Origin of the sequence: Pseudomonas fluorescens, assembly GCF_000730425.1 — a bacterium.
In the GTDB taxonomy this organism is placed as follows: Bacteria; Pseudomonadota; Gammaproteobacteria; order Pseudomonadales; family Pseudomonadaceae; genus Aquipseudomonas; species Aquipseudomonas fluorescens_X.
This window is the reverse complement of record NZ_CP008896.1, coordinates 2,672,446-2,690,874: the sequence shown is the minus strand read 5'-3', so window position 1 is coordinate 2,690,874 and position 18,429 is coordinate 2,672,446. Positions and strand designations below refer to the sequence as shown.

At 61.9% G+C, this 18,429-nt stretch carries 14 protein-coding genes; 7 read left to right on the top strand and 7 right to left on the bottom strand.

Translation table 11 applies throughout. From position 1 onward, the window contains the following. The 4 genes from HZ99_RS11805 (at position 1) to lpxC (ending at position 4,425) form a co-directional block, all read left to right on the top strand. Positions 1 to 867 (top strand): cell division protein FtsQ/DivIB, encoded by an 867-nt coding sequence (locus HZ99_RS11805; protein ID WP_038443260.1) that lies wholly within the window; start codon positions 1 to 3, stop codon positions 865 to 867. Between the two features lie 15 nt (positions 868 to 882). Further along, entirely contained in the window at positions 883 to 2,142 is a 1,260-nt protein-coding gene (gene ftsA, locus HZ99_RS11800) for a cell division protein FtsA (protein WP_029297837.1), read from the top strand. A gap of 65 nt (positions 2,143 to 2,207) precedes the next feature. Then, positions 2,208 to 3,401 carry a cell division protein FtsZ gene (ftsZ, locus tag HZ99_RS11795; protein WP_029297839.1) on the top strand — a complete coding sequence of 398 codons (1,194 nt, stop codon included), beginning with the start codon at positions 2,208 to 2,210 and terminating at the stop codon, positions 3,399 to 3,401. Positions 3,402 to 3,513: 112 nt separating this feature from the next. Further along, positions 3,514 to 4,425, top strand: a complete 912-nt coding sequence (gene lpxC / locus HZ99_RS11790) for a UDP-3-O-acyl-N-acetylglucosamine deacetylase (RefSeq protein WP_029297841.1) — start codon at positions 3,514 to 3,516, stop codon at positions 4,423 to 4,425. A 149-nt stretch (positions 4,426 to 4,574) separates the two neighbouring features. On the opposite strand, the gene HZ99_RS11785 is transcribed toward lpxC, so the two are convergent. The 6 genes from HZ99_RS11785 to HZ99_RS11760 all read right to left on the bottom strand — a co-directional run bounded on the left by HZ99_RS11785 (position 4,575) and on the right by HZ99_RS11760 (position 14,158). Next, positions 4,575 to 6,071, bottom strand: coding sequence for a sensor domain-containing diguanylate cyclase (locus HZ99_RS11785; protein WP_038443259.1), 1,497 nt, complete (start codon positions 6,069 to 6,071; stop codon positions 4,575 to 4,577). Between the two features lie 84 nt (positions 6,072 to 6,155). After that, positions 6,156 to 7,478 carry an OprD family porin gene (locus tag HZ99_RS11780; RefSeq protein WP_038443257.1) on the bottom strand — a complete coding sequence of 441 codons (1,323 nt, stop codon included), beginning with the start codon at positions 7,476 to 7,478 and terminating at the stop codon, positions 6,156 to 6,158. Between the two features lie 380 nt (positions 7,479 to 7,858). Next, the gene (locus HZ99_RS11775) at positions 7,859 to 9,223 is read right to left on the bottom strand and encodes a heavy metal sensor histidine kinase (RefSeq protein ID WP_038443255.1); all 1,365 of its coding nucleotides are present in this window, start codon (positions 9,221 to 9,223) and stop codon (positions 7,859 to 7,861) included. Next, the gene (locus HZ99_RS11770) at positions 9,213 to 9,890 is read right to left on the bottom strand and encodes a heavy metal response regulator transcription factor (protein WP_038443253.1); all 678 of its coding nucleotides are present in this window, start codon (positions 9,888 to 9,890) and stop codon (positions 9,213 to 9,215) included. Before HZ99_RS11770 ends, HZ99_RS11775 begins: the two co-directional genes overlap by 11 nt. A 9-nt stretch (positions 9,891 to 9,899) precedes the next feature. Continuing rightward, positions 9,900 to 12,995, bottom strand: coding sequence for a multidrug efflux RND transporter permease subunit (locus HZ99_RS11765; protein WP_038443250.1), 3,096 nt, complete (start codon positions 12,993 to 12,995; stop codon positions 9,900 to 9,902). Continuing rightward, on the bottom strand, positions 12,992 to 14,158 hold the full coding sequence (locus HZ99_RS11760) for an efflux RND transporter periplasmic adaptor subunit (RefSeq protein ID WP_038443248.1): 1,167 nt from the start codon (positions 14,156 to 14,158) through the stop codon (positions 12,992 to 12,994). Before HZ99_RS11760 ends, HZ99_RS11765 begins: the two co-directional genes overlap by 4 nt. 215 nt (positions 14,159 to 14,373) lie before the next feature. Here HZ99_RS11760 and HZ99_RS11755 point away from each other — a divergent pair, with 215 nt between their 5' ends. The 3 genes from HZ99_RS11755 to HZ99_RS11745 all read left to right on the top strand — a co-directional run bounded on the left by HZ99_RS11755 (position 14,374) and on the right by HZ99_RS11745 (position 17,630). Further along, the gene (locus HZ99_RS11755) at positions 14,374 to 14,607 is read left to right on the top strand and encodes a hypothetical protein (protein WP_038443245.1); all 234 of its coding nucleotides are present in this window, start codon (positions 14,374 to 14,376) and stop codon (positions 14,605 to 14,607) included. Positions 14,608 to 14,745: 138 nt separating this feature from the next. After that, complete coding sequence (locus HZ99_RS11750) at positions 14,746 to 15,957, top strand: transporter substrate-binding domain-containing protein (protein WP_051903154.1); 1,212 nt, start codon at positions 14,746 to 14,748, stop codon at positions 15,955 to 15,957. A gap of 98 nt (positions 15,958 to 16,055) precedes the next feature. Next, a complete protein-coding gene (locus tag HZ99_RS11745) occupies positions 16,056 to 17,630 on the top strand; it encodes a PAS domain-containing methyl-accepting chemotaxis protein (RefSeq protein WP_038443243.1) in 1,575 nt (524 codons plus the stop codon). 17 nt (positions 17,631 to 17,647) lie between these two features. On the opposite strand, the gene HZ99_RS11740 is transcribed toward HZ99_RS11745, so the two are convergent. Further along, a complete protein-coding gene (locus HZ99_RS11740) occupies positions 17,648 to 18,391 on the bottom strand; it encodes a YkgJ family cysteine cluster protein (RefSeq protein ID WP_038443240.1) in 744 nt (247 codons plus the stop codon). Positions 18,392 to 18,429: the final 38 nt, after the last annotated feature.

Genomic DNA, 18,429 nt, shown 5'->3' with positions numbered 1-18,429 from the left:
ATGCAAGGCGCATCGCTTCGTCATCAGCAACCCGCTCCCGGCCGCAAGCCGGTGCCGCGTGGTGCCAGTCGAATGGTGGCTAAAGAGCCGATGTCGGCGCGCCTGCCGAAAGCCAACTTTGGTTTTCTCAAGGCCCTGTTCTGGCCGGTGTTGCTGGTGGCGTTGGGCTTCGGTACCTATGAAGGTGCGCAGCGCCTGTTGCCTTATGCCGATCGGCCGATCACCAAGATCAGCGTGCAGGGCGACTTGAGCTATATCAGCCAGCAAGCAGTGCAGCAGCGGATCGCGCCTTTTGTCGCGGCGAGCTTCTTCACCATCGACCTGGCAGGCATGCGCGCCGAACTGGAACAGATGCCATGGATTGCCCACGCCGAAGTACGGCGCGTGTGGCCGGATCAAGTGACGATCCGCCTGGAAGAACAACTGCCCGTGGCCCGTTGGGGTGACGAGGCGCTGTTGAATAACCAGGGCCAGGCGTTCAACCCGCGCGAGCTGGCCAACTACGAGCATTTGCCGCAGTTGTTCGGACCGCAACGGGCACAGCAGCAAGTGATGCAGCAGTACCAGGCGTTGAGCCAGATGCTGCGGCCACTGGGCTTCTCCATTGCGCGCCTGGAATTGCGCGAGCGGGGCAGCTGGTTCCTGACCACCGGGGCAGGCAGTTCCGGCCCGGGCATCGAGTTGTTGCTGGGACGCGACCGCTTGGTGGAGAAGATGCGCCGCTTTATTGCCATCTACGACAAGACCCTGAAAGAACAGATTACGAACATTGCGAGCATCGACCTGCGTTACGCCAACGGCCTGGCCGTTCGCTGGCGCGAGCCGGCAGCGCCCACGGCAGCGCAACCCGCTGTCGCGAAGAATTAAGAAGAGGCAGGACCCATGGCAAACGTGCAAAGCGGCAAAATGATCGTCGGTCTCGATATCGGCACCTCCAAGGTGGTGGCGCTGGTAGGCGAGGTCGCGGACGACGGCACGCTGGAAATCGTCGGAATCGGCACGCATCCGTCCCGGGGCCTGAAGAAGGGCGTGGTGGTCAACATCGAATCCACCGTGCAATCGATTCAGCGCGCCATCGAAGAAGCGCAACTGATGGCCGGCTGCCGGATTCACTCGGCGTTCGTCGGTGTGGCGGGCAATCACATCCGCAGCCTGAACTCCCACGGCATCGTGGCAATTCGCGACCGTGAAGTCAGCTCGGCCGACCTTGAGCGCGTCCTTGACGCTGCCCAGGCCGTGGCGATCCCGGCTGACCAGCGTGTGTTGCACACCCTGCCGCAGGACTACGTGATCGATAACCAGGAAGGCGTGCGTGAGCCCCTGGGCATGTCGGGCGTACGCCTGGAAGCCAAGGTCCACGTGGTGACGTGCGCGGTGAATGCCGCACAGAACATTGAAAAATGCGTGCGTCGTTGCGGCCTGGAAATCGACGACATCATTCTTGAGCAACTGGCCTCGGCCTACTCGGTCCTGACCGACGACGAAAAAGAACTGGGCGTGTGCCTGGTGGACATCGGCGGCGGCACCACCGACATCGCTATCTTCACCGAGGGTGCGATCCGTCACACCGCCGTGATCCCGATTGCCGGCGACCAGGTGACCAACGACATCGCCATGGCGTTGCGCACACCGACCCAGTACGCCGAAGAAATCAAGATCCGCTACGCCTGTGCCTTGGCCAAGCTGGCCGGTGCCGGCGAAACCATCAAGGTGCCGAGCGTGGGCGACCGTCCACCGCGCGAACTGTCGCGCCAGGCCCTGGCCGAAGTGGTCGAGCCGCGCTACGACGAACTGTTCACCCTGATCCAGGCCGAACTGCGCCGCAGTGGCTACGAAGATTTGATCCCGGCCGGCATCGTGCTGACCGGTGGCACCTCGAAGATGGAAGGCGCGGTCGAGTTGGCCGAGGAGATCTTCCACATGCCGGTCCGCCTGGGCGTGCCCCATGGCGTCAAGGGCCTGGGCGACGTGGTGCGCAACCCGATTTATTCCACCGGTGTGGGCTTGCTGTTGTACGGCCTGCAAAAGCAGACCGACGGCATTTCCCTGTCGGGTATTGGCAGCCGCGAAAGCTACAGCAGTGACGAGCCCAAAGCGCCGTTGCTGGAGCGCCTGCAAGCCTGGGTGAAGGGCAATTTCTAAAGATTTACCGCAACACCGTTTCAAGCAGTAGGCGAAAAAACTAGAGAAATGAAAGGAGAGGGAAAATGTTCGAACTCGTAGACAACATCCCCGCAAGCCCGGTTATCAAAGTAATCGGTGTCGGCGGTGGCGGCGGTAACGCTGTCAACCATATGGTCAAGAGCAACATTGAAGGCGTTGAATTCATCTGCGCCAACACTGATGCCCAGGCGCTGAAGAGCATCGGCGCACGGACCATCCTGCAATTGGGCACTGCGGTGACCAAGGGCCTGGGCGCTGGCGCCAATCCGGAAGTCGGCCGTCAAGCCGCCCTGGAAGACCGCGAGCGTATTGCCGAAGTGCTGCAAGGCACCAACATGGTGTTCATCACCACCGGCATGGGCGGCGGTACCGGTACCGGTGCGGCGCCAATCATTGCCGAAGTGGCCAAGGAAATGGGGATCCTGACAGTCGCGGTCGTGACCCGCCCGTTCCCGTTCGAAGGCCGCAAGCGCATGCAGATCGCTGACGAAGGTATCCGTCTGCTGTCTGAAAGCGTTGACTCGTTGATCACCATTCCCAACGAGAAACTGCTGACCATCCTCGGTAAAGACGCAAGCCTGCTGTCGGCTTTCGCCAAGGCTGACGATGTACTGGCCGGTGCCGTTCGCGGTATCTCCGACATCATCAAGCGCCCGGGCATGATCAACGTCGACTTTGCCGACGTACGTACTGTCATGAGCGAAATGGGCATGGCGATGATGGGCACTGGCTGCGCCAGCGGTCCTAACCGTGCACGCGAAGCGACCGAAGCGGCCATCCGCAACCCGTTGCTCGAAGATGTGAACCTGCAAGGTGCACGCGGCATCCTGGTGAACATCACCGCAGGTCCCGACCTGTCCCTGGGTGAGTACTCCGACGTGGGCAGCATCATCGAAGCCTTCGCTTCCGAGCACGCCATGGTCAAGGTCGGTACCGTTATCGATCCGGACATGCGCGACGAACTGCATGTGACCGTGGTTGCCACTGGCCTGGGCGCAAAAATCGAGAAGCCTGTGAAGGTCATCGACAATACCGTTCACACCAGCCAGGCGTCTTCGACGGCTGCTCCAGCGCCTGTGCGCCCGGAAATGCCGTCGGTGAACTACCGTGACCTGGATCGTCCGACCGTGATGCGCAACCAGGCCCAGGCCGGTGCTGCAGCGTCCCGTAGCCCGAATCCGCAAGATGATCTGGACTACCTGGACATCCCGGCTTTCCTGCGTCGTCAGGCCGATTAATGGAATGTATCAGGGCTATGAAGGTGATTGGTGTTCAGCAAAGGTCTGGTCTGCTATTATCGCCAGCCTTTGTTGATACCAGTTCGCAATTTGCGCTGAAGCGGTCCAAGCCATGATTAAACAACGCACCCTGAAGAATATTATCCGTGCCACAGGTGTAGGTCTGCACTCCGGGGAGAAGGTATACCTGACTCTCAAGCCCGCACCTGTCGACACCGGCATCGTGTTTGTTCGTGCCGACCTGGACCCTGTGGTGCAGATTCCTGCTCGCGCGGAAAACGTTGGCGAAACCACCATGTCGACCACATTGGTCAACGGTGACGTCAAAGTGGACACGGTGGAGCACTTGCTCTCGGCCATGGCTGGCCTGGGCATCGATAACGCCTACGTCGAGCTCTCCGCGTCTGAAGTCCCGATCATGGATGGTAGCGCTGGACCTTTCGTATTCCTGATTCAATCTGCCGGCCTGGAGGAACAGGACGCAGCCAAGAAGTTCATTCGCATTCTGCGGGAAGTGACAGTAGAAGACGGCGACAAGCGCGCCACCTTCGTCCCGTTCGAAGGCTTTAAAGTGAGCTTTGAGATCGATTTCGATCACCCGGTATTCCGTGACCGCACCCAAAGTGCAAGCGTGGATTTTTCCAGCACTTCGTTCGTAAAAGAAGTCAGCCGCGCCCGTACCTTTGGTTTCATGAGTGACATCGAGTACCTGCGCAAGCACAACCTCGCACTCGGCGGCAGCGTGGAAAACGCCATCGTGGTCGACGCGGATGGTGTACTGAACGAAGACGGCCTTCGCTATGAAGATGAATTCGTGAAGCACAAGATCCTCGATGCAATTGGTGACCTCTACCTGCTGGGCAATAGCCTGATAGGTGAGTTCAAAGGCTTCAAGTCGGGCCATGCACTGAACAACCAGCTCCTGCGCAAGTTGATTGAGCAGAAAGATGCTTGGGAAGTCGTGACCTTCGAAGATGCCAGCACCGCACCGATCTCTTACATGCGTCCCGTTGCGGCGGTGTAAGTAACAACTCTCTTTCTTTAGTTTTTAAAGGCTGCCTTCGGGTGGCCTTTTTTTATTGGCAAACTGTAGGAGCCGGCTTGCCGGCGATGGCGGCCGGATGGTCGGTGCAAGGATCAAGGGCCTCATCGCCGGCAAGCCGGCTCCTACATTCAAGGCAGCAGTGTAGCCGCATCGACGACGCGGTTGCGCCCGCTGTTTTTCGCCTCATACAACGCCCGGTCAGCACTGAGCAGCAACTGCTCCAACGACGCGCTGCTGCGTTTGTCCCAGGTGCTCAGGCCGATACTGACGGTAATCGGCTGGCTATCGCCACCCACGGCAGGCAAGTGCTGGATGCCCTGGCGGATGTGTTCGGCAATCATCCAGGCACCGCTGGCATCGGTATGGGGCAGGATTACCGCAAATTCCTCGCCGCCATAGCGCGCCACCAGGTCGGCCGGGCGGCGGATTTGGTTGCCAATCACCTGTGCCACGCTGCGCAATGCTTCGTCGCCGCCCAGATGGCCATGGCGGTCGTTAAAGGCCTTGAAGTGGTCGACGTCGATCATCAACAGCGCCAAAGGCTCGCTCGAGCGGCGGGCGCGCTCCCATTCCAGGGCCAGGCGCTGGTCGAGGATGCGGCGGTTGGCCAGGCCGGTCAGGCCGTCGGTGGCTGCCAGTTCCGACAGCACCTGCTCAGCGCGGTAGCGACGCCGCAGCTCCAGGCGCAGCATCCAGCTCAGCCAGAGCAGGCCCACGCACAACACCCCGGTGGCCCCCGCCGTCAGCCACGCGGCGCGTTGCCAGGCGGCGAATACATCGTCGCTGGCCAACGCGACCACCACAATCAACGGCAATTGGCCCACATTGCTAAAGGTGTACAGCCGTGGCGTACCACTGAGCGCGGAGATGGCCCGGAAGCTGCCGCTGCCCTCTTGCAGCATGCGCTTGAAGTTGGGGCGCGAACTCAGGTCCTTGTCGATCATGTCCCATTCGAGCAGGGGTTGCTGGGCCAGCAGGATGCCCTGGGTGTTCAGCAGGTTGATGGTGTTACCGCTGCCGATGGTCAGGCTGCTGAACAATTGGTCGAAATACGCCAGGCGCATGGTCGCCACGGCTACCCCGGCAAACTCGCCGTCGGGCCCGGTCACGCGGCGGCTGAAGGCGATGCGCCAGACCTGCTCGCAGTCACAGCGGATCTTGAACGGGCGGCTGATAAACAATCCGGTATCGGCGTTCTGTTGATGGGCCTGGAAGTAGTCGCGGTTGGCGAAGTTGCGTCGGGTCGGCGTCAGCGTCGACGAGTCGGCAAGCACTATGCCCTGGGCGTCCAGCAACAGCACTTCACCTTTATAGGGCGCCGCGGTGGACTGGCTGAATTGCAGTTGGTGCCGCACATCGCCAGGCAGCCCCGACAAGTCCTTGCCTGCCGCCGCAATCAGGCCTTGCAGTGCCAGGTCATAGAGCTCGACGTTGCGCAGCACATCGGCATTGATCAACTGGGTGATATTGCTGGTGGAGCGCTGGGCGGTCTGTAACGTGCTGGCATGTTCGCGGATCAGCAGCGCGGCGACGATGATCAGAATCAGAGTGACGGTGAGGCCACTGCCCAGAATCAGCAAAAGCTCCGGGCGTGCAGGCAGGTTAAAGGCGCGGCGTTGACTCATCGGACTGACTTCGGCGGTGACGATGATGGCAGTCTAGTTGCGCGCGCCTGAAATTAAGTCATCGGCAAAAAAGATAATTCGCCGTCAGAACACATTGATCGGGTAGTCGACGATCACCCGGTACTCATCCACATCGCGGTCCACCGCCGAGTAGCCATTGCTGCCACGGTTGGTTGCCCATTGCAGGCGTACCGCCAAATCCTTGGCCTTGCCGCCCTGGACCACGTACTTGAGGTCGATATCGCGCTCCCAATGCCTGGCGTTCTTGCCATCGGCGCTGTACCAGGCCGAGTAGCCCCGGCTGTTGGGGTCGACCTTGGTCAGGTCGGTCCTGCCACTGATGTAGGACACCGCCGAGGTCAGGCCGGGCATGCCAAGGCCAGCGAAGTCATAGGCGTACTTGAGCTTCCACGAGCGCTCGTTGGGGCCGTTGAAATCCGAGTATTGCTGGGAGTTGTCCAGATACACGCTGTCGCCCTGGGCGATGTAGTCGAACGGGGTGTTGCCATTGACCCGCTGGTACGCGGCCGTGACGCTGTGATTGCCCACGCCCACGGTGAAATGCAGGCTGTAGGTGTTGTTGTCGATATCCCCCAGCAGGGCATTGCCGGTGTCCTGGGTATGGTAGAAGTGCAGGCCCGGGTTGAGGCTGACCAGGTCATTGAGCGCGTAGGTGTAGTCCAGGTCGTAGTAGTACTGGTTCCACACGTCCTTGAGTTCGGAGGCGTACAGGTTGCTGGTCAGTCCTGGCAGGCCGCTCCAGGCTACGCCGGCCCAGTTCATGTGCTGGCTGTCCTGGCCTTTGGGCAGGGTGCCATAGCTGGTGCCGATGCGCCCGTGGCCACTCTGGTTGTAGAGCTTGGCAAAATTGGCCTGGCCGCCTTCGAACATCCAGCCATCCAGGCTGTGGTTGGTCAGGCTGACACCACGAAAGGTCTCGGGCAGCATGCGCGTCATGCCACCGGCAATCACCGGGTTGTTGAGGAACAGGTCGCCGGCTTTCAGTTCGGTATCGAAGGCGCGCATTTTCAGGGTGCCACCGCCGGTGGAGAACGAGCCCGGCGCTTTGCCGTTGCCGCTGCCGTAGGGCAGGATGCTGGAGCCGTCGGTGCCGCCGCCGCCGTCCAGTTTCAGGCCGAGCATGCCATGGACGTCCAGGCCAAAGCCCACGGTGCCCTGGGTGTAGCCGGACTCGAAGACCCCGAGAAAACCCTGGCCCCACTCTTTGCTGTCGTCGGTGTGGATGTCGCGGCGGTCGCGGTTCATGTAGTAGTTGCGGGTGTTGATAGTAAGGCTGGAGCCTTCGACGAATCCGTCGGTGGGTGGGGCTTCGGCGGCATGGGCGAGCGGGGAAATAGTGACTGCAATCGCGAGGAATAACGGGGTGAATGTCAGCGCGGTTTTCACCGGAGGAGCTCCTTTGGATAAGTCTAAACGGCCAATGTTGTGGGGTGTTCCTGGCCTTTTTTACGGCAAAAAAAAGCCGCTGAAGTCAGCGGCTTTAAAACAGATTCCCAGTGTAGAGCCCTGGAAATAAGTCGAGGGAAATGGCAGGGCGGGTCGGCTGTCTTTGCCGTCTCGCTCGTCGATGCGACATATTGGCGCAGGCGAGCGGTACGGTACAGAGTGTAACAAGATAATGACTGTTGCCCAAATCGCAACAGTCAAGACAGCGAAGATCAACTGTAGGAGCCGGCTCGCCGGCGATAGCGGTGGATCAGTGATGAATAAGTTGACTGACTGGCCGCCATCCCCGGCAAGCCGGCTCCTACAGTAGGCCGAGGTGTTTATACGGGCAGGCTGATGCCAAAGGTGTTGCCACCGTGCTCGCTGCGCACAAACACATCCCCGCCATGCATCAAGGCAATCGCCTTGACGATGGCCAGCCCCAACCCATGATTGGCCCCGCTGTTACTGCGCGAGGCGTCGACGCGGTAGAAGCGCTCGAACAAGCGGGGCAGATGTTCGCTGACGATCAGCTCCCCTGGGTTGGTCACGCCAATCAGCACCTGCTGCTCCTGCGTTTCAATCCGTACCTGGATCTCCTGCCCCGGCGAGGTGTGCTGCACGGCATTGTTCAGCAGGTTGATCAGCGCCCGGCGCAAATGAGCCTTTTCGATCTGGGCCTGGGCATCGCCGACCACTGTGACCCGCACCTGGGCGTCTTCGAGGATAAAGTCCAGGTACTCGAGGGTGGTCGCCACTTCATCGGCCAGGGAACTCTCTATCAGCTTGGTGGCCTTGCTGCCCTGGTCGGCGCTGGCCAGGAACAGCATGTCATTGATGATCGAGCGCAGGCGCTCCAGTTCTTCCAGGTTCGATTGCAGCACTTCGAAGTAGTGCTCGGCCGAACGGCCACGGGTCAGCGCCACCTGGGTCTGGCCAATCAGGTTGGTCAGTGGTGAGCGTAGTTCGTGGGCCACATCGGCATTGAAGGATTCCAGGCGTGAGTAGGCGGTTTCCACCCGCTCCAGGGTCGAGTTGAAGGAATTGACGAACTGCTCGAGTTCCGGCGGCAATGGCGACAACTGCAAGCGTCCGGACAGTTTAGGCGGAGCCAGTTTTTGCGCTTCAGCCGACAGCTTGATCAAAGGTTTGAGACCGATGCGCGCGACCCAGAAGCCCAGCAGCGAAGCCAGTACCACGCCGACAGACGCCAGGCTGATCAAGGCCATCAGCAGATGGTGCTGGGTAGCACGGAAGTTGGCGGTGTCAACGGCGATCATAAAGCGCAGCGGCGGGCGCTGGTCCTTGGCGGGGAACTGGCTGACCAGCACCTTGAACGGGTAGGCGTGGCCCGGCAGGTACAAATCACGCTTGCCCGTGGGGCCGGCGGCGAACTCGCGGATGCGTGCATCCGGGTTGCCATATTCATAGGTCGGGTCACTGCTCACCACCCAAAACCGGATACGCGTGTCCTCTTCCCCCAGCAGCTTGAGTTTGTTGGTCATCTTGTCCCAGTGATCTGGCGTACTGAACCGCGTGATCGACGACTCCAGCACACTGTAGCGCGCATCCAGTTCCGCTCCCGGCAACAAGCCCAGGCTACGGTCTACCTGCTGGTACAGCGCACCGCCGATCAGTAGGAAAATCACCAGCGCCACCAGGCTGAACATGCCGCTCAGGCGCAGGGCAATGGAGTTACTCGGCACTGCGGTTCTCCAACACGTAGCCCATGCCTCGAATGGTGTGCAGCAGCTTGTGCTCGAACGGCCCGTCGAGCTTGGCCCGCAGGCGCTTGATCGCCACTTCGACCACATTGGCGTCGCTGTCGAAGTTGATGTCCCAGACCAATTCCGCAATCGCCGTCTTTGACAGGATTTCGCCCTGGCGCCGGGCCAGGACGCTGAGCAGCGAGAACTCCTTGGCGGTCAGGTCCAGGCGCAGGCCGCAGCGACTGGCCTTGCGACTGATCAGATCGATCCACAAGTCGGCGATAGTCACCTGTACCGGCTCATGCCCGCCGCTGCGCCGGGTCAGGGCTTGCAGGCGCGCCACCAGTTCGAGGAATGAGAACGGCTTGCCCAGGTAATCGTCGGCGCCTTCGCGCAGGCCGCGAATGCGGTCTTCCACGCGCTCACGGGCGGTGAGCATGATCACCGGGGTCTGCTTGCGTGCCCGCAGTGCACGCAGCACACCAAAGCCGTCGAGGCCGGGCAGCATCACATCGAGCACGATCACCGCGTAATCGCTTTCCAGGGACAGGTGCAGGCCCTCGATACCGTCGCGGGCGACATCCACCGTGTAGCCTTGCTCCGTCAGCCCGCGATGCAGGTAGTCGGCGGTTTTTTCTTCGTCTTCAATAATCAGGACGCGCATGACCCCGCCTCAATGTGTGGTCGCCAGCCCGAGGGCCGGTTTGGGTCTGTGGAAAAGTTTCTCAAGGTACAAGTATATGACCGGCGTGGTGAACAGCGTCAGCGCCTGGCTCACCAGCAACCCGCCGACCACCGCGATCCCCAGGGGCTGGCGCAATTCCGCGCCGGCGCCTGCGCCGAGCATCAGCGGCACTGCGCCCAGCAACGCGGCGAGGGTGGTCATGATGATCGGTCGGAAGCGCGTGATACAGGCTTCATAAATCGCATCGGCGGGCGTCAGCCCACGAACGCGCTGGGCTTCCAGGGCAAAGTCGATCATCAGGATGCCGTTTTTCTTGACGATGCCGATCAACAGCACCAGGCCGATCAAGGCCATGATCGAAAAATCCTGGCCCAACAGCCACAGCAGGATCAATGCGCCGAGACCGGCGGAGGGCAGGGTCGAGATGATCGTCAGCGGATGTACGAAACTCTCATACAGCACGCCGAGGATGATATAGACCGCCACCAGCGCCGCGAGGATCAGCCACGGCTGGCTGGCCAAGGAACTTTGGAACGCCTGTGCCGCGCCCTGGAAGTTGCCGATGATGGTACTCGGCATGCCGATCTCGTTCTTGGCCTGGTCGAGCATGATGACGGCGTCACCCAGGGCCACGCCCGGCGCCAGGTTGAACGACAGGTTGGCCGCCGGGAACATGCCGTCATGGCTGATCGACAGCGGCCCGACGCTCGGCGGGTCGACCTTGGCCAGGGCCGACAGTGGCACCATCTCACCGCTCAACGGCGAGCGCAGGTAGAAGTAGTTCAGGCTTTCAGCCTTGCCCCGTTGCTGGCTGTCCAGTTCCAGCACCACCTGGTACTGGTTGGTCTCGGTCTGGAATTCATTGACCTGGCGCTGGCCGAACGCGTCGTACAGCGCCTGGTCGACATCGGTGGCCGTCAGGCCGAAACGTGCGGCGGCCTGGCGGTCGATACTGATGTGGGTAATGCTGCCGCCCAGTTGCAGGTCGTTGGACAGGTCGCGAAAGGCCGGGTTGGCGCGCAGTTTTTCGGTCAGGCGCTGGGTCCAGGTGTTCAGGGTCGCGCCATCGTTGCTCTTGAGCACGTACTGGTACTGGCTGCGGCTGGGCCCGGAGCTGAGGTTGATGTCCTGGCCGGCACGCAGATACAGCACGATCCCCGGCACCTGGGCCAGTTTGGCGCGGATCCGGTCGATGAACTGGCTGGCGGACACATCGCGATCACCGCGGTCTTTCAAGGCAATCCAGAAGCGGCCGTTGGCGATGGTCTGGTTGCTGCCGGTCACACCCACAGAGTGGGAGAAGTTTTCCACCGCCGGGTCGGCCTTGATGATTTCGGCCAGGGCCTGGTGCTTGGCGACCATGTCCGGGTAGGACACATCGGCCGCCGCCTCGCTGGTGCCGAGAATAAAGCCGGTGTCCTGTACCGGGAAAAAGCCCTTGGGAATCAACACGTAGCCGGCCACGGCCAGGCCCAGGGTCACGGTGAAGATGGCGAGCATCGTCCGGGGATGGGCCAGCGCCCGCCGCAGGTTGCGGGCATAGCTGGCCAACAGGCGTTCGCCAAAGCCCGGCTTGTCGTGGGGGTGGTGGGTGGGCGCGCGCATAAACTGCCCGGCCAGCATTGGCGCCAGGGTCAGGGACACCACCACTGAAATCAGGATGGTCGAGGTCGCCGTCAGGGCGAACTCCTTGAACAAGCGACCGACCACGCCGCCCATGAACAACAGCGGGATAAACGCCGCCACCAGCGAGAAGCTGATGGAGACCACGGTAAACCCGATCTCGCCGGCGCCCTTGATCGCGGCTTCACGCTTGTCCAGGCCCGCCTCAAGGTGACGGTGGATGTTCTCCACCACCACAATCGCATCGTCCACCACAAACCCCACGGCGATCACGATGGCGACCAGGGTCAGGTTGTTCAAGCTGAAGCCCATCACGTACATCAAGGCAAAGCTTGAGACCAGCGACACCCCGAGCACACTGGAGACAATCAGGGTTGCCGACCACTGGCGCAGGAACAGCGCCATCACCGCCACCACCAGCAACACCGCGATCAGCAGGGTGATTTCCACTTCATGCAGCGAGGCCCGAATGGTCTTGGTGCGATCCGACAGCGAGCTGACCTCCACCGATGCCGGCAGCATCGCCTGCAAACGCGGCACTTCGGCCAGGATGCGTTCCACGGTGTCAACGATATTGGCCCCTGGCTGGCGGAAGATCACCAGGTTGACCCCCGGCGTATCGCCGGACCAGGCCTGTACGTAGGCGTTCTCCGAGCCGTTGATCACCCGCGCCACATCGCGTAACTGCACGGGCGCACCGTCCCTATAGGAAACGATCAAGTCGCCGTATTCCTCGGGGTGGAACAGCTGGTCGTTGGTCGACAGCGTCGATACGCTATCGCGCCCATACAGCGCGCCCTTGGCCAGGTTCAGGCTCGATTGCTGGAGCACCAGGCGGATGTCGGCCAGGGTCAGGCCGATGGCGGCGAGCTTGTCCGGCGAGGCCTGCACGCGGATCGCCGGGCGTTGCTGGCCGGTGATGCTGATCTGGCCGACCCCGTCGATCTGGCTGATCTGCCGGGCCAGCAGGGTTTCCACATAGTCGCTCAACTCGGTGCCGGGCATATTGTCGGAGCTGATACTCAGGATCAGTACCGGGCTGTCCGCCGGGTTGACCTTGCGCCAGGTTGGCAGGTTGGGCATATCGCTGGGCAACTTGCCGGCTGCGGTGTTGATCGCCGCCTGCACTTCCTGGGCGGCGGTATCGATGCTTTTATCGAGGGTGAATTGCAGGGTCAAGAGGCTGGAGCCCAGGGCACTGCTGGAGGTCATCTGGGTCATGCCGGGGATGGCACTGAATTGCACCTCCAAGGGCGTGGCCACTGAGGATGCCATGGTATCGGGGCTGGCGCCGGGCAGTTGGGCGGTGACCTGGATCGTCGGGAACTCTGCCTCTGGCAGCGGCGCGACGGGCAGGCGCGGAAAGGCGATCAAACCCAGCAGCACCAGGGCAAAGGTCAGCAGCAAGGTGGCGACCGGATGATCGACGCACCAGGCCGATACCGAGCCATGGCCCTTCATGGCTGGGCCTGCGCTTGTGCGGTCTGGATCACCTGCGAGGGCTCCTTGATCACCTGCACCTGGGCGCCCGCCTTGAGGCGTGACTGGCCGTCGCTGACCAGCACATCACCGGGCTGCACGCCGGTGACGATGGTCAGGTTGCTGTTCTGGTAGGCCACGTGTACCGGTACCACGTCCACCTTGTCGCCATTGAGTCGGTACACGAAGTGCGAATCCATGCCGCGTTGGACCACGGTCGGCGGCACCGCCAGGACGGCTTTGTCGAGGGCGGTCTGGATCTTCACCGTCACCAGTTGCCCCGGCCACAGCGTTTGCGCGGTATTGCTGAACTCGGCCTTGGCGCGGATGGTGCCGGTGGTGGCGCTGATCTGGTTATCGATCAGGCTCAGGCGCCCCTCACCGAGCAGGACCGCCGCCGGGCCATCGGTGTCGGCGCCCAGGAACGCATCGACGCTGGCGGGGTGTTGCGCGGCGATCAGCCCTTGCAGGGTTGGCAGCATCTGTTGGGGCAGGGAAAACTCCACGGCGATCGGGTCGATTTGCGTCACCGAGAACAGGCCTTGGGTATCGCTGGTGCGCAGGAAGTTGCCTTCATCCACATTGCGGATCCCCACCCGACCGCTGACGGGGGAGCGAATCTGTGTGTAGGAAAGCTGGACCTGAGCCGCATCAATCTCCGCCTGGTTGCCCAGGGCCGTGGCCTTGAGCTGGTTGACCAGGGCTTGCTGCTGGTCGTAAGTCTGCTTCGACACGCCGTCGTCGATGCTCAGCGCCTTGTAGCGCTTGAGATTGACCAGCGCCACTTGCAACTGCGCCTGGCTTTCGCCCAACTGGGCCTTGGCCTGGTCGAGGCTGGCGCGGATCGCCCGGTCGTCGATGCTCGCCAGCAGATCGCCGGCCTTGACCAATTGCCCTTCCTTGACCATCAAACGGGTGAGAATGCCATCGACTTGCGGGCGAATCACCACACTGTGCAGCGACAGCACCGAGCCGATCCCACTGACAAAACGCGGGATATCCTGTTGCGCGACACTGACCACCCGCACCGGAATTGCACTGGAGGTGGCCAGTTGGGTCTTGGCTGGCCGGGTTGCTACCCAGGCCACGACCGCCAGGGCCACGCAGGCAAGCACAATCAAGGTGGTTTTGCGTTGAATGGGCATGGTCTCGCGGCGTCCGGACAGAAAGTGGGAAGAGTGGAGGCTATTTATAGCCTGCAAACCCGGTCAGCAAAGTGACCGTTAACTGACGGCGCTGTCAGCAAAGGTCGACCATTCGTACGGGCAGTGGTTAAAGAACCAGGGCGCGCAGGTATACTGCGCGCCAGCGTGGCCCGCAAGTCGGACCCGCGTCATTTTTTGCACGCTCCGGAGCTTCCATGAACTGCCCGACACAACCGCCCGTTGAAAGCGCCGAACTCGCTGAGCCAGACAGCCTCGACAGTGAAGCCAAGCCGGTGATCCCAGCCTTCAAATTCCCTTTCAAACCGGGTGAACTGGCCGGGGCGAAAGACAGCAATCAGCCGTGGTACAAAAACGGCGCGAAGAACGGCCACACCAAAACCCCTGGCATGGCGCCGCCCGGCACTCGTCGCTCGATGGGTAAACGCTGACGGCCTACAGCCATTGCTGACTTTTCGCCTTGTTGGCCCATGATCTCTTCTTGAAAGCTTGCCCGCTACCCCTTCGCCGCGCCTGGTTGGCAGAAGTACCGGTTGAAGGCATGGATCTTTCAAGAAAGGGATGTCTGCATGGCGTTGGCAAAGATCTTCGTGTTATCCGTTGGGTCGTTGCTGTGGAGCGGCTTTGTTGTCGGGGCGATGGCCGGTGCTGCGCCACGCAGCGAAATCCGCTTCGCGATTTCCGCGTTGTTCCCGCCCTATGAAAGCCGCGATGCCCAGGGGCAGTTGGTGGGCTTGAACATCGAGCTGGGCAATGCCCTGTGCGCCCAGCTCGATGTGCGCTGCACCTGGGTCGACCAGGTCTTTGACCGTAGCATCGACGCCCTGGAACGCCGGCGTTTCGATGCAATCATGGGCATGGCCTCCACCCCCCAGCGCCGACAGTTGGTCGACTTCACCGACGACCTCTATCCCCTCACCACCCATCTGGTCGCCCGCAAGTATTCGGGCCTGCTGCCCACGGTACGCGCCCTCAAGGGCAAGCGCGTCGGAGTGCTGACCGGCAGCAACCGTGAAGCCTTCGCCCTGGCGCAATGGGCGCCGGCCGGGGTGATCATCAAGAGCTTCTGGCTCAACGATCAGTTGATCCGCAGCCTGGTGGCCGGTGACATTGACGCAACGTTGCAAGGTACGGCTGAAATCCGCCAGGCACTGCTCGACACCCAGCAGGGCCAGGATTTTGACTTCGCCGGCCCGCCGGTGACCGGCCAGCAAATGGGCACCGCCGTGGCCATCGGTGTGCGCAAATCCGACCGCCAATTGCACAGCGACCTGAACCGCGCACTGGAGCAGCTCAAGCAGAGCGGCGAGCACCAACGCATTCTCCAGGGGTATCAGCAGCAGGAGCCCGACGTCGCCAGCACTGAGGATACGGACGAGTTGCAGTATTACCCCAGTGACCTGGAGCTGCCCTTTTCCGAGGCGGTACGGGTGGGCAATACGCTGTACCTCTCCAGCATTTCGGGAGTGGATGCCAATCGCAACCTGGTGAAGGGCGGCACAGGCGCACAGATGAAACAGGTGATGAATACGTTGCGTGATCTATTGGAACGTCATCAGTCGTCGCTGGACCGGGTGGTCAAGTGCACCTTGATGCTGGTCGACCTGGAGGACTTGAACCTGGTCGACGACCTGTACCTGGGCTACTTCGCCCGAGGCCGGTTACCCGCCCGCAGCGTGCTGGCCGTGCGCCGGCTACCGCGTGGCGCGCGGGTGGCGATCGAATGCATGGCCGTGGTCGAGGACCATCATGGCCCTGTAACTGTGGAACCGACCCATTAAATGCGTGGAACATGAGCTGGATCAGTATTTGCTCAACCGGTGCGCTTAGAGTCGGTGCCCCTTGCCGACTCCCTCAATAACCCCCGAGCGCGCTTTCCATGAAGATCAATCTCCCGGTCACCGGTCGAAGTGTGGACATTGCCCAAGACGCCAATATCCTCTCGACCACTGACCTCGGCAGTTCGATTACCTACGCCAACCAGGACTTTATCGATGTCAGCGGCTACAGCCGCGAGGAGCTGCTGGGGGCGCCACACAACATGCTGCGCCATCCGGACATGCCTTCGGCAGCCTTTGCCCACATGTGGCAGACCCTCAAGGGCGGCCGCTCGTGGATGGGCATGGTGAAAAATCGCTGCAAGAACGGTGATCACTATTGGGTCAGTGCCTATGCTTCGCCGGTTACCCGGCAGGGCGTGGCGGTGGAATACCAGTCGGTGCGCACCAAGCCCGATGCGCGGCGGGTGGCGGCGGCGGAGCGCGCTTATACCCGCTTGCGCGAGGGGACTCGGCGCATGCGGCCGGTACTGGAGATACCCTTGAAACTGTCGTTGGTCACTGGTGCGACCTGCACCCTGACCTGGGGCGTGGGGGCTGGGTTGGCGAGTTATTCGTGGGCGCTGCAAGTGCTGGGCCTGGCTGCGGTAGGCGCGGCAGGGGTCTTGGGCATCAACCTGTTGTTGCGGCCCCTGAGGCAATTGGGTGAGCGGGCGCGCCAGATTGCCGACAATCCTGTCAGCCAGGCGATCTACACCGGGCGTGAGGATGAGTTGGGGCAAATCGAATTTGCCATGCAGATGCTCGAAGCCCAGGTGGGCGCCGTGGTCGGTCGGATTGGCGATGCGTCGCAGCGTTTATCCGGCCACGCCGCCGCCCTGGTCCAGCAACTGGACAGCAGCCACGCCAGCAGCCTGGGCCAGCAGAGCCAGACAGACCAGGTGGCGACCGCTATCCAGCAGATGGCGGCCAGCGTGGCGCAAGTCGCCAATCATGCCCAGCAAGCCTCGAAGGCCGCAGACCAGGCGGGCAGCGAGACCCGCGAAGGCCATCAGCGGGTGGACGAAAGCCGCGATGCGGTGTTGCGTCTGTCCCAGGAACTGGCCAGGGCCACCAGCGTGATTCACCAGTTGGAAAGCCACAGCGGGGATATTTCCAGTGTGCTGGAAGTGATTCGGGCGATTGCCGAACAGACCAACCTGCTGGCCCTCAACGCCGCCATCGAGGCGGCGCGGGCTGGCGAACAGGGCCGTGGCTTTGCGGTGGTGGCCGATGAAGTGCGTGGCCTGGCGCAACGCACCCAGCAATCGACCAATGAAATCCAGCGCATGATCAGCACCTTGCAGGGCGGCGCCCGCGATGCGGTGATGGCCATGGAGCAAAGCAGCCAACATGTCGGCGCCAGCGTCGAGCATGCCCAGCGTGCCGCTTTGGCCCTGGATGGCATCAGCCAGCGGGTCAGCCAGATCACCAACATGAGCCAGCAGATTGCCGCCGCCGTGGAGGAGCAGAGCGCGGTGAGCGAGGATATCAATCGCAACATCGTGGGTATCCGCAATGCCGGCGAAGCCACCGTCAGTGCCGGTCAGCAGAGCCAGCTCAGCTCGGGCGACGTGGCGGCACTGGCGGAGGACCTGCGGCGGCTGGCGGAAGAGTTCTGGGGCAAACGCCACTAACCCTTGTAGGCGCCGGCTCAGGCGGCGCGTAGCGAGATAAACGCGTAGTTGGCCGGCGCTTCGGTGGCTATTTGCGCCCCGGCATCGAGCAGTTGTTCGGCAATGTCCAGGCCGGACACATGAAACACCCACTCACCGGCCGTGGTTGGCTGATCCATAGCCAACTCGATCGCCTGGGCAAAGGCCCCCATGTCTGGCAGGTAGGCGGTGAATCCATCGCCCTTGAGCGCAGTGGTGCGGATGCCGAGCAAGGCACACACCGCCTCCTTGGTCTGGACCTCGTCACGGTCGGCCTGGCGTGAGCGGCGGATCAGCTCTGCCAGTTCCTGGTCCATCAACTCGCCACCGACGATCAGCGCCGGCCCCTGTTCCCAGGATTGCGGCGGGCAATCCTTGGCCGCTGGGTTGAGCGGGATATGGGGATTGATTTCCATCGGGTAGATGCGACAGACCAGTGGCCGCCGTTCATAGATGCCGCAGCGGTTGTCTTCGTCAAGATTCCGGCAGCGCCCGGCGTTGTACGCGGCAAAGGTGATGGCCACGAACGCCTGGGTGTTGCCGCTGGGCACCACCACCGAACGCCGTTCGGCATGTTCACGTTGCAGCAGTGGCAGGCCCAGGCCGTTGCCCAGGAAACCTTCCACCAGGACGATGACATTGCCACCGTCCGCCGCCCACATACGGGCTTCGTCGAGGGTCAGGGGCACGTGATGGTCGGTGCAGCATTTGCCGCAACCCACGCAGGAAAAATGAGTATTCATGGTCACCAGGCCAGGTCAGAGGGCGCGTTTGAACGGTG

Coding starts and splice junctions, on each gene's coding strand:
- HZ99_RS11765 (WP_038443250.1), bottom strand. CDS start 12,995: ATGAAGGGCCATGGCTCGGTATCGGCCTGGTGCGTCGATCATCCGGTC.
- ftsA (WP_029297837.1), top strand. CDS start 883: ATGGCAAACGTGCAAAGCGGCAAAATGATCGTCGGTCTCGATATCGGC.
- lpxC (WP_029297841.1), top strand. CDS start 3,514: ATGATTAAACAACGCACCCTGAAGAATATTATCCGTGCCACAGGTGTA.
- ftsZ (WP_029297839.1), top strand. CDS start 2,208: ATGTTCGAACTCGTAGACAACATCCCCGCAAGCCCGGTTATCAAAGTA.
- HZ99_RS11770 (WP_038443253.1), bottom strand. CDS start 9,890: ATGCGCGTCCTGATTATTGAAGACGAAGAAAAAACCGCCGACTACCTG.
- HZ99_RS11785 (WP_038443259.1), bottom strand. CDS start 6,071: ATGAGTCAACGCCGCGCCTTTAACCTGCCTGCACGCCCGGAGCTTTTG.
- HZ99_RS11760 (WP_038443248.1), bottom strand. CDS start 14,158: ATGCCCATTCAACGCAAAACCACCTTGATTGTGCTTGCCTGCGTGGCC.
- HZ99_RS11740 (WP_038443240.1), bottom strand. CDS start 18,391: ATGAATACTCATTTTTCCTGCGTGGGTTGCGGCAAATGCTGCACCGAC.
- HZ99_RS11745 (WP_038443243.1), top strand. CDS start 16,056: ATGAAGATCAATCTCCCGGTCACCGGTCGAAGTGTGGACATTGCCCAA.
- HZ99_RS11755 (WP_038443245.1), top strand. CDS start 14,374: ATGAACTGCCCGACACAACCGCCCGTTGAAAGCGCCGAACTCGCTGAG.
- HZ99_RS11805 (WP_038443260.1), top strand. CDS start 1: ATGCAAGGCGCATCGCTTCGTCATCAGCAACCCGCTCCCGGCCGCAAG.
- HZ99_RS11750 (WP_051903154.1), top strand. CDS start 14,746: ATGGCGTTGGCAAAGATCTTCGTGTTATCCGTTGGGTCGTTGCTGTGG.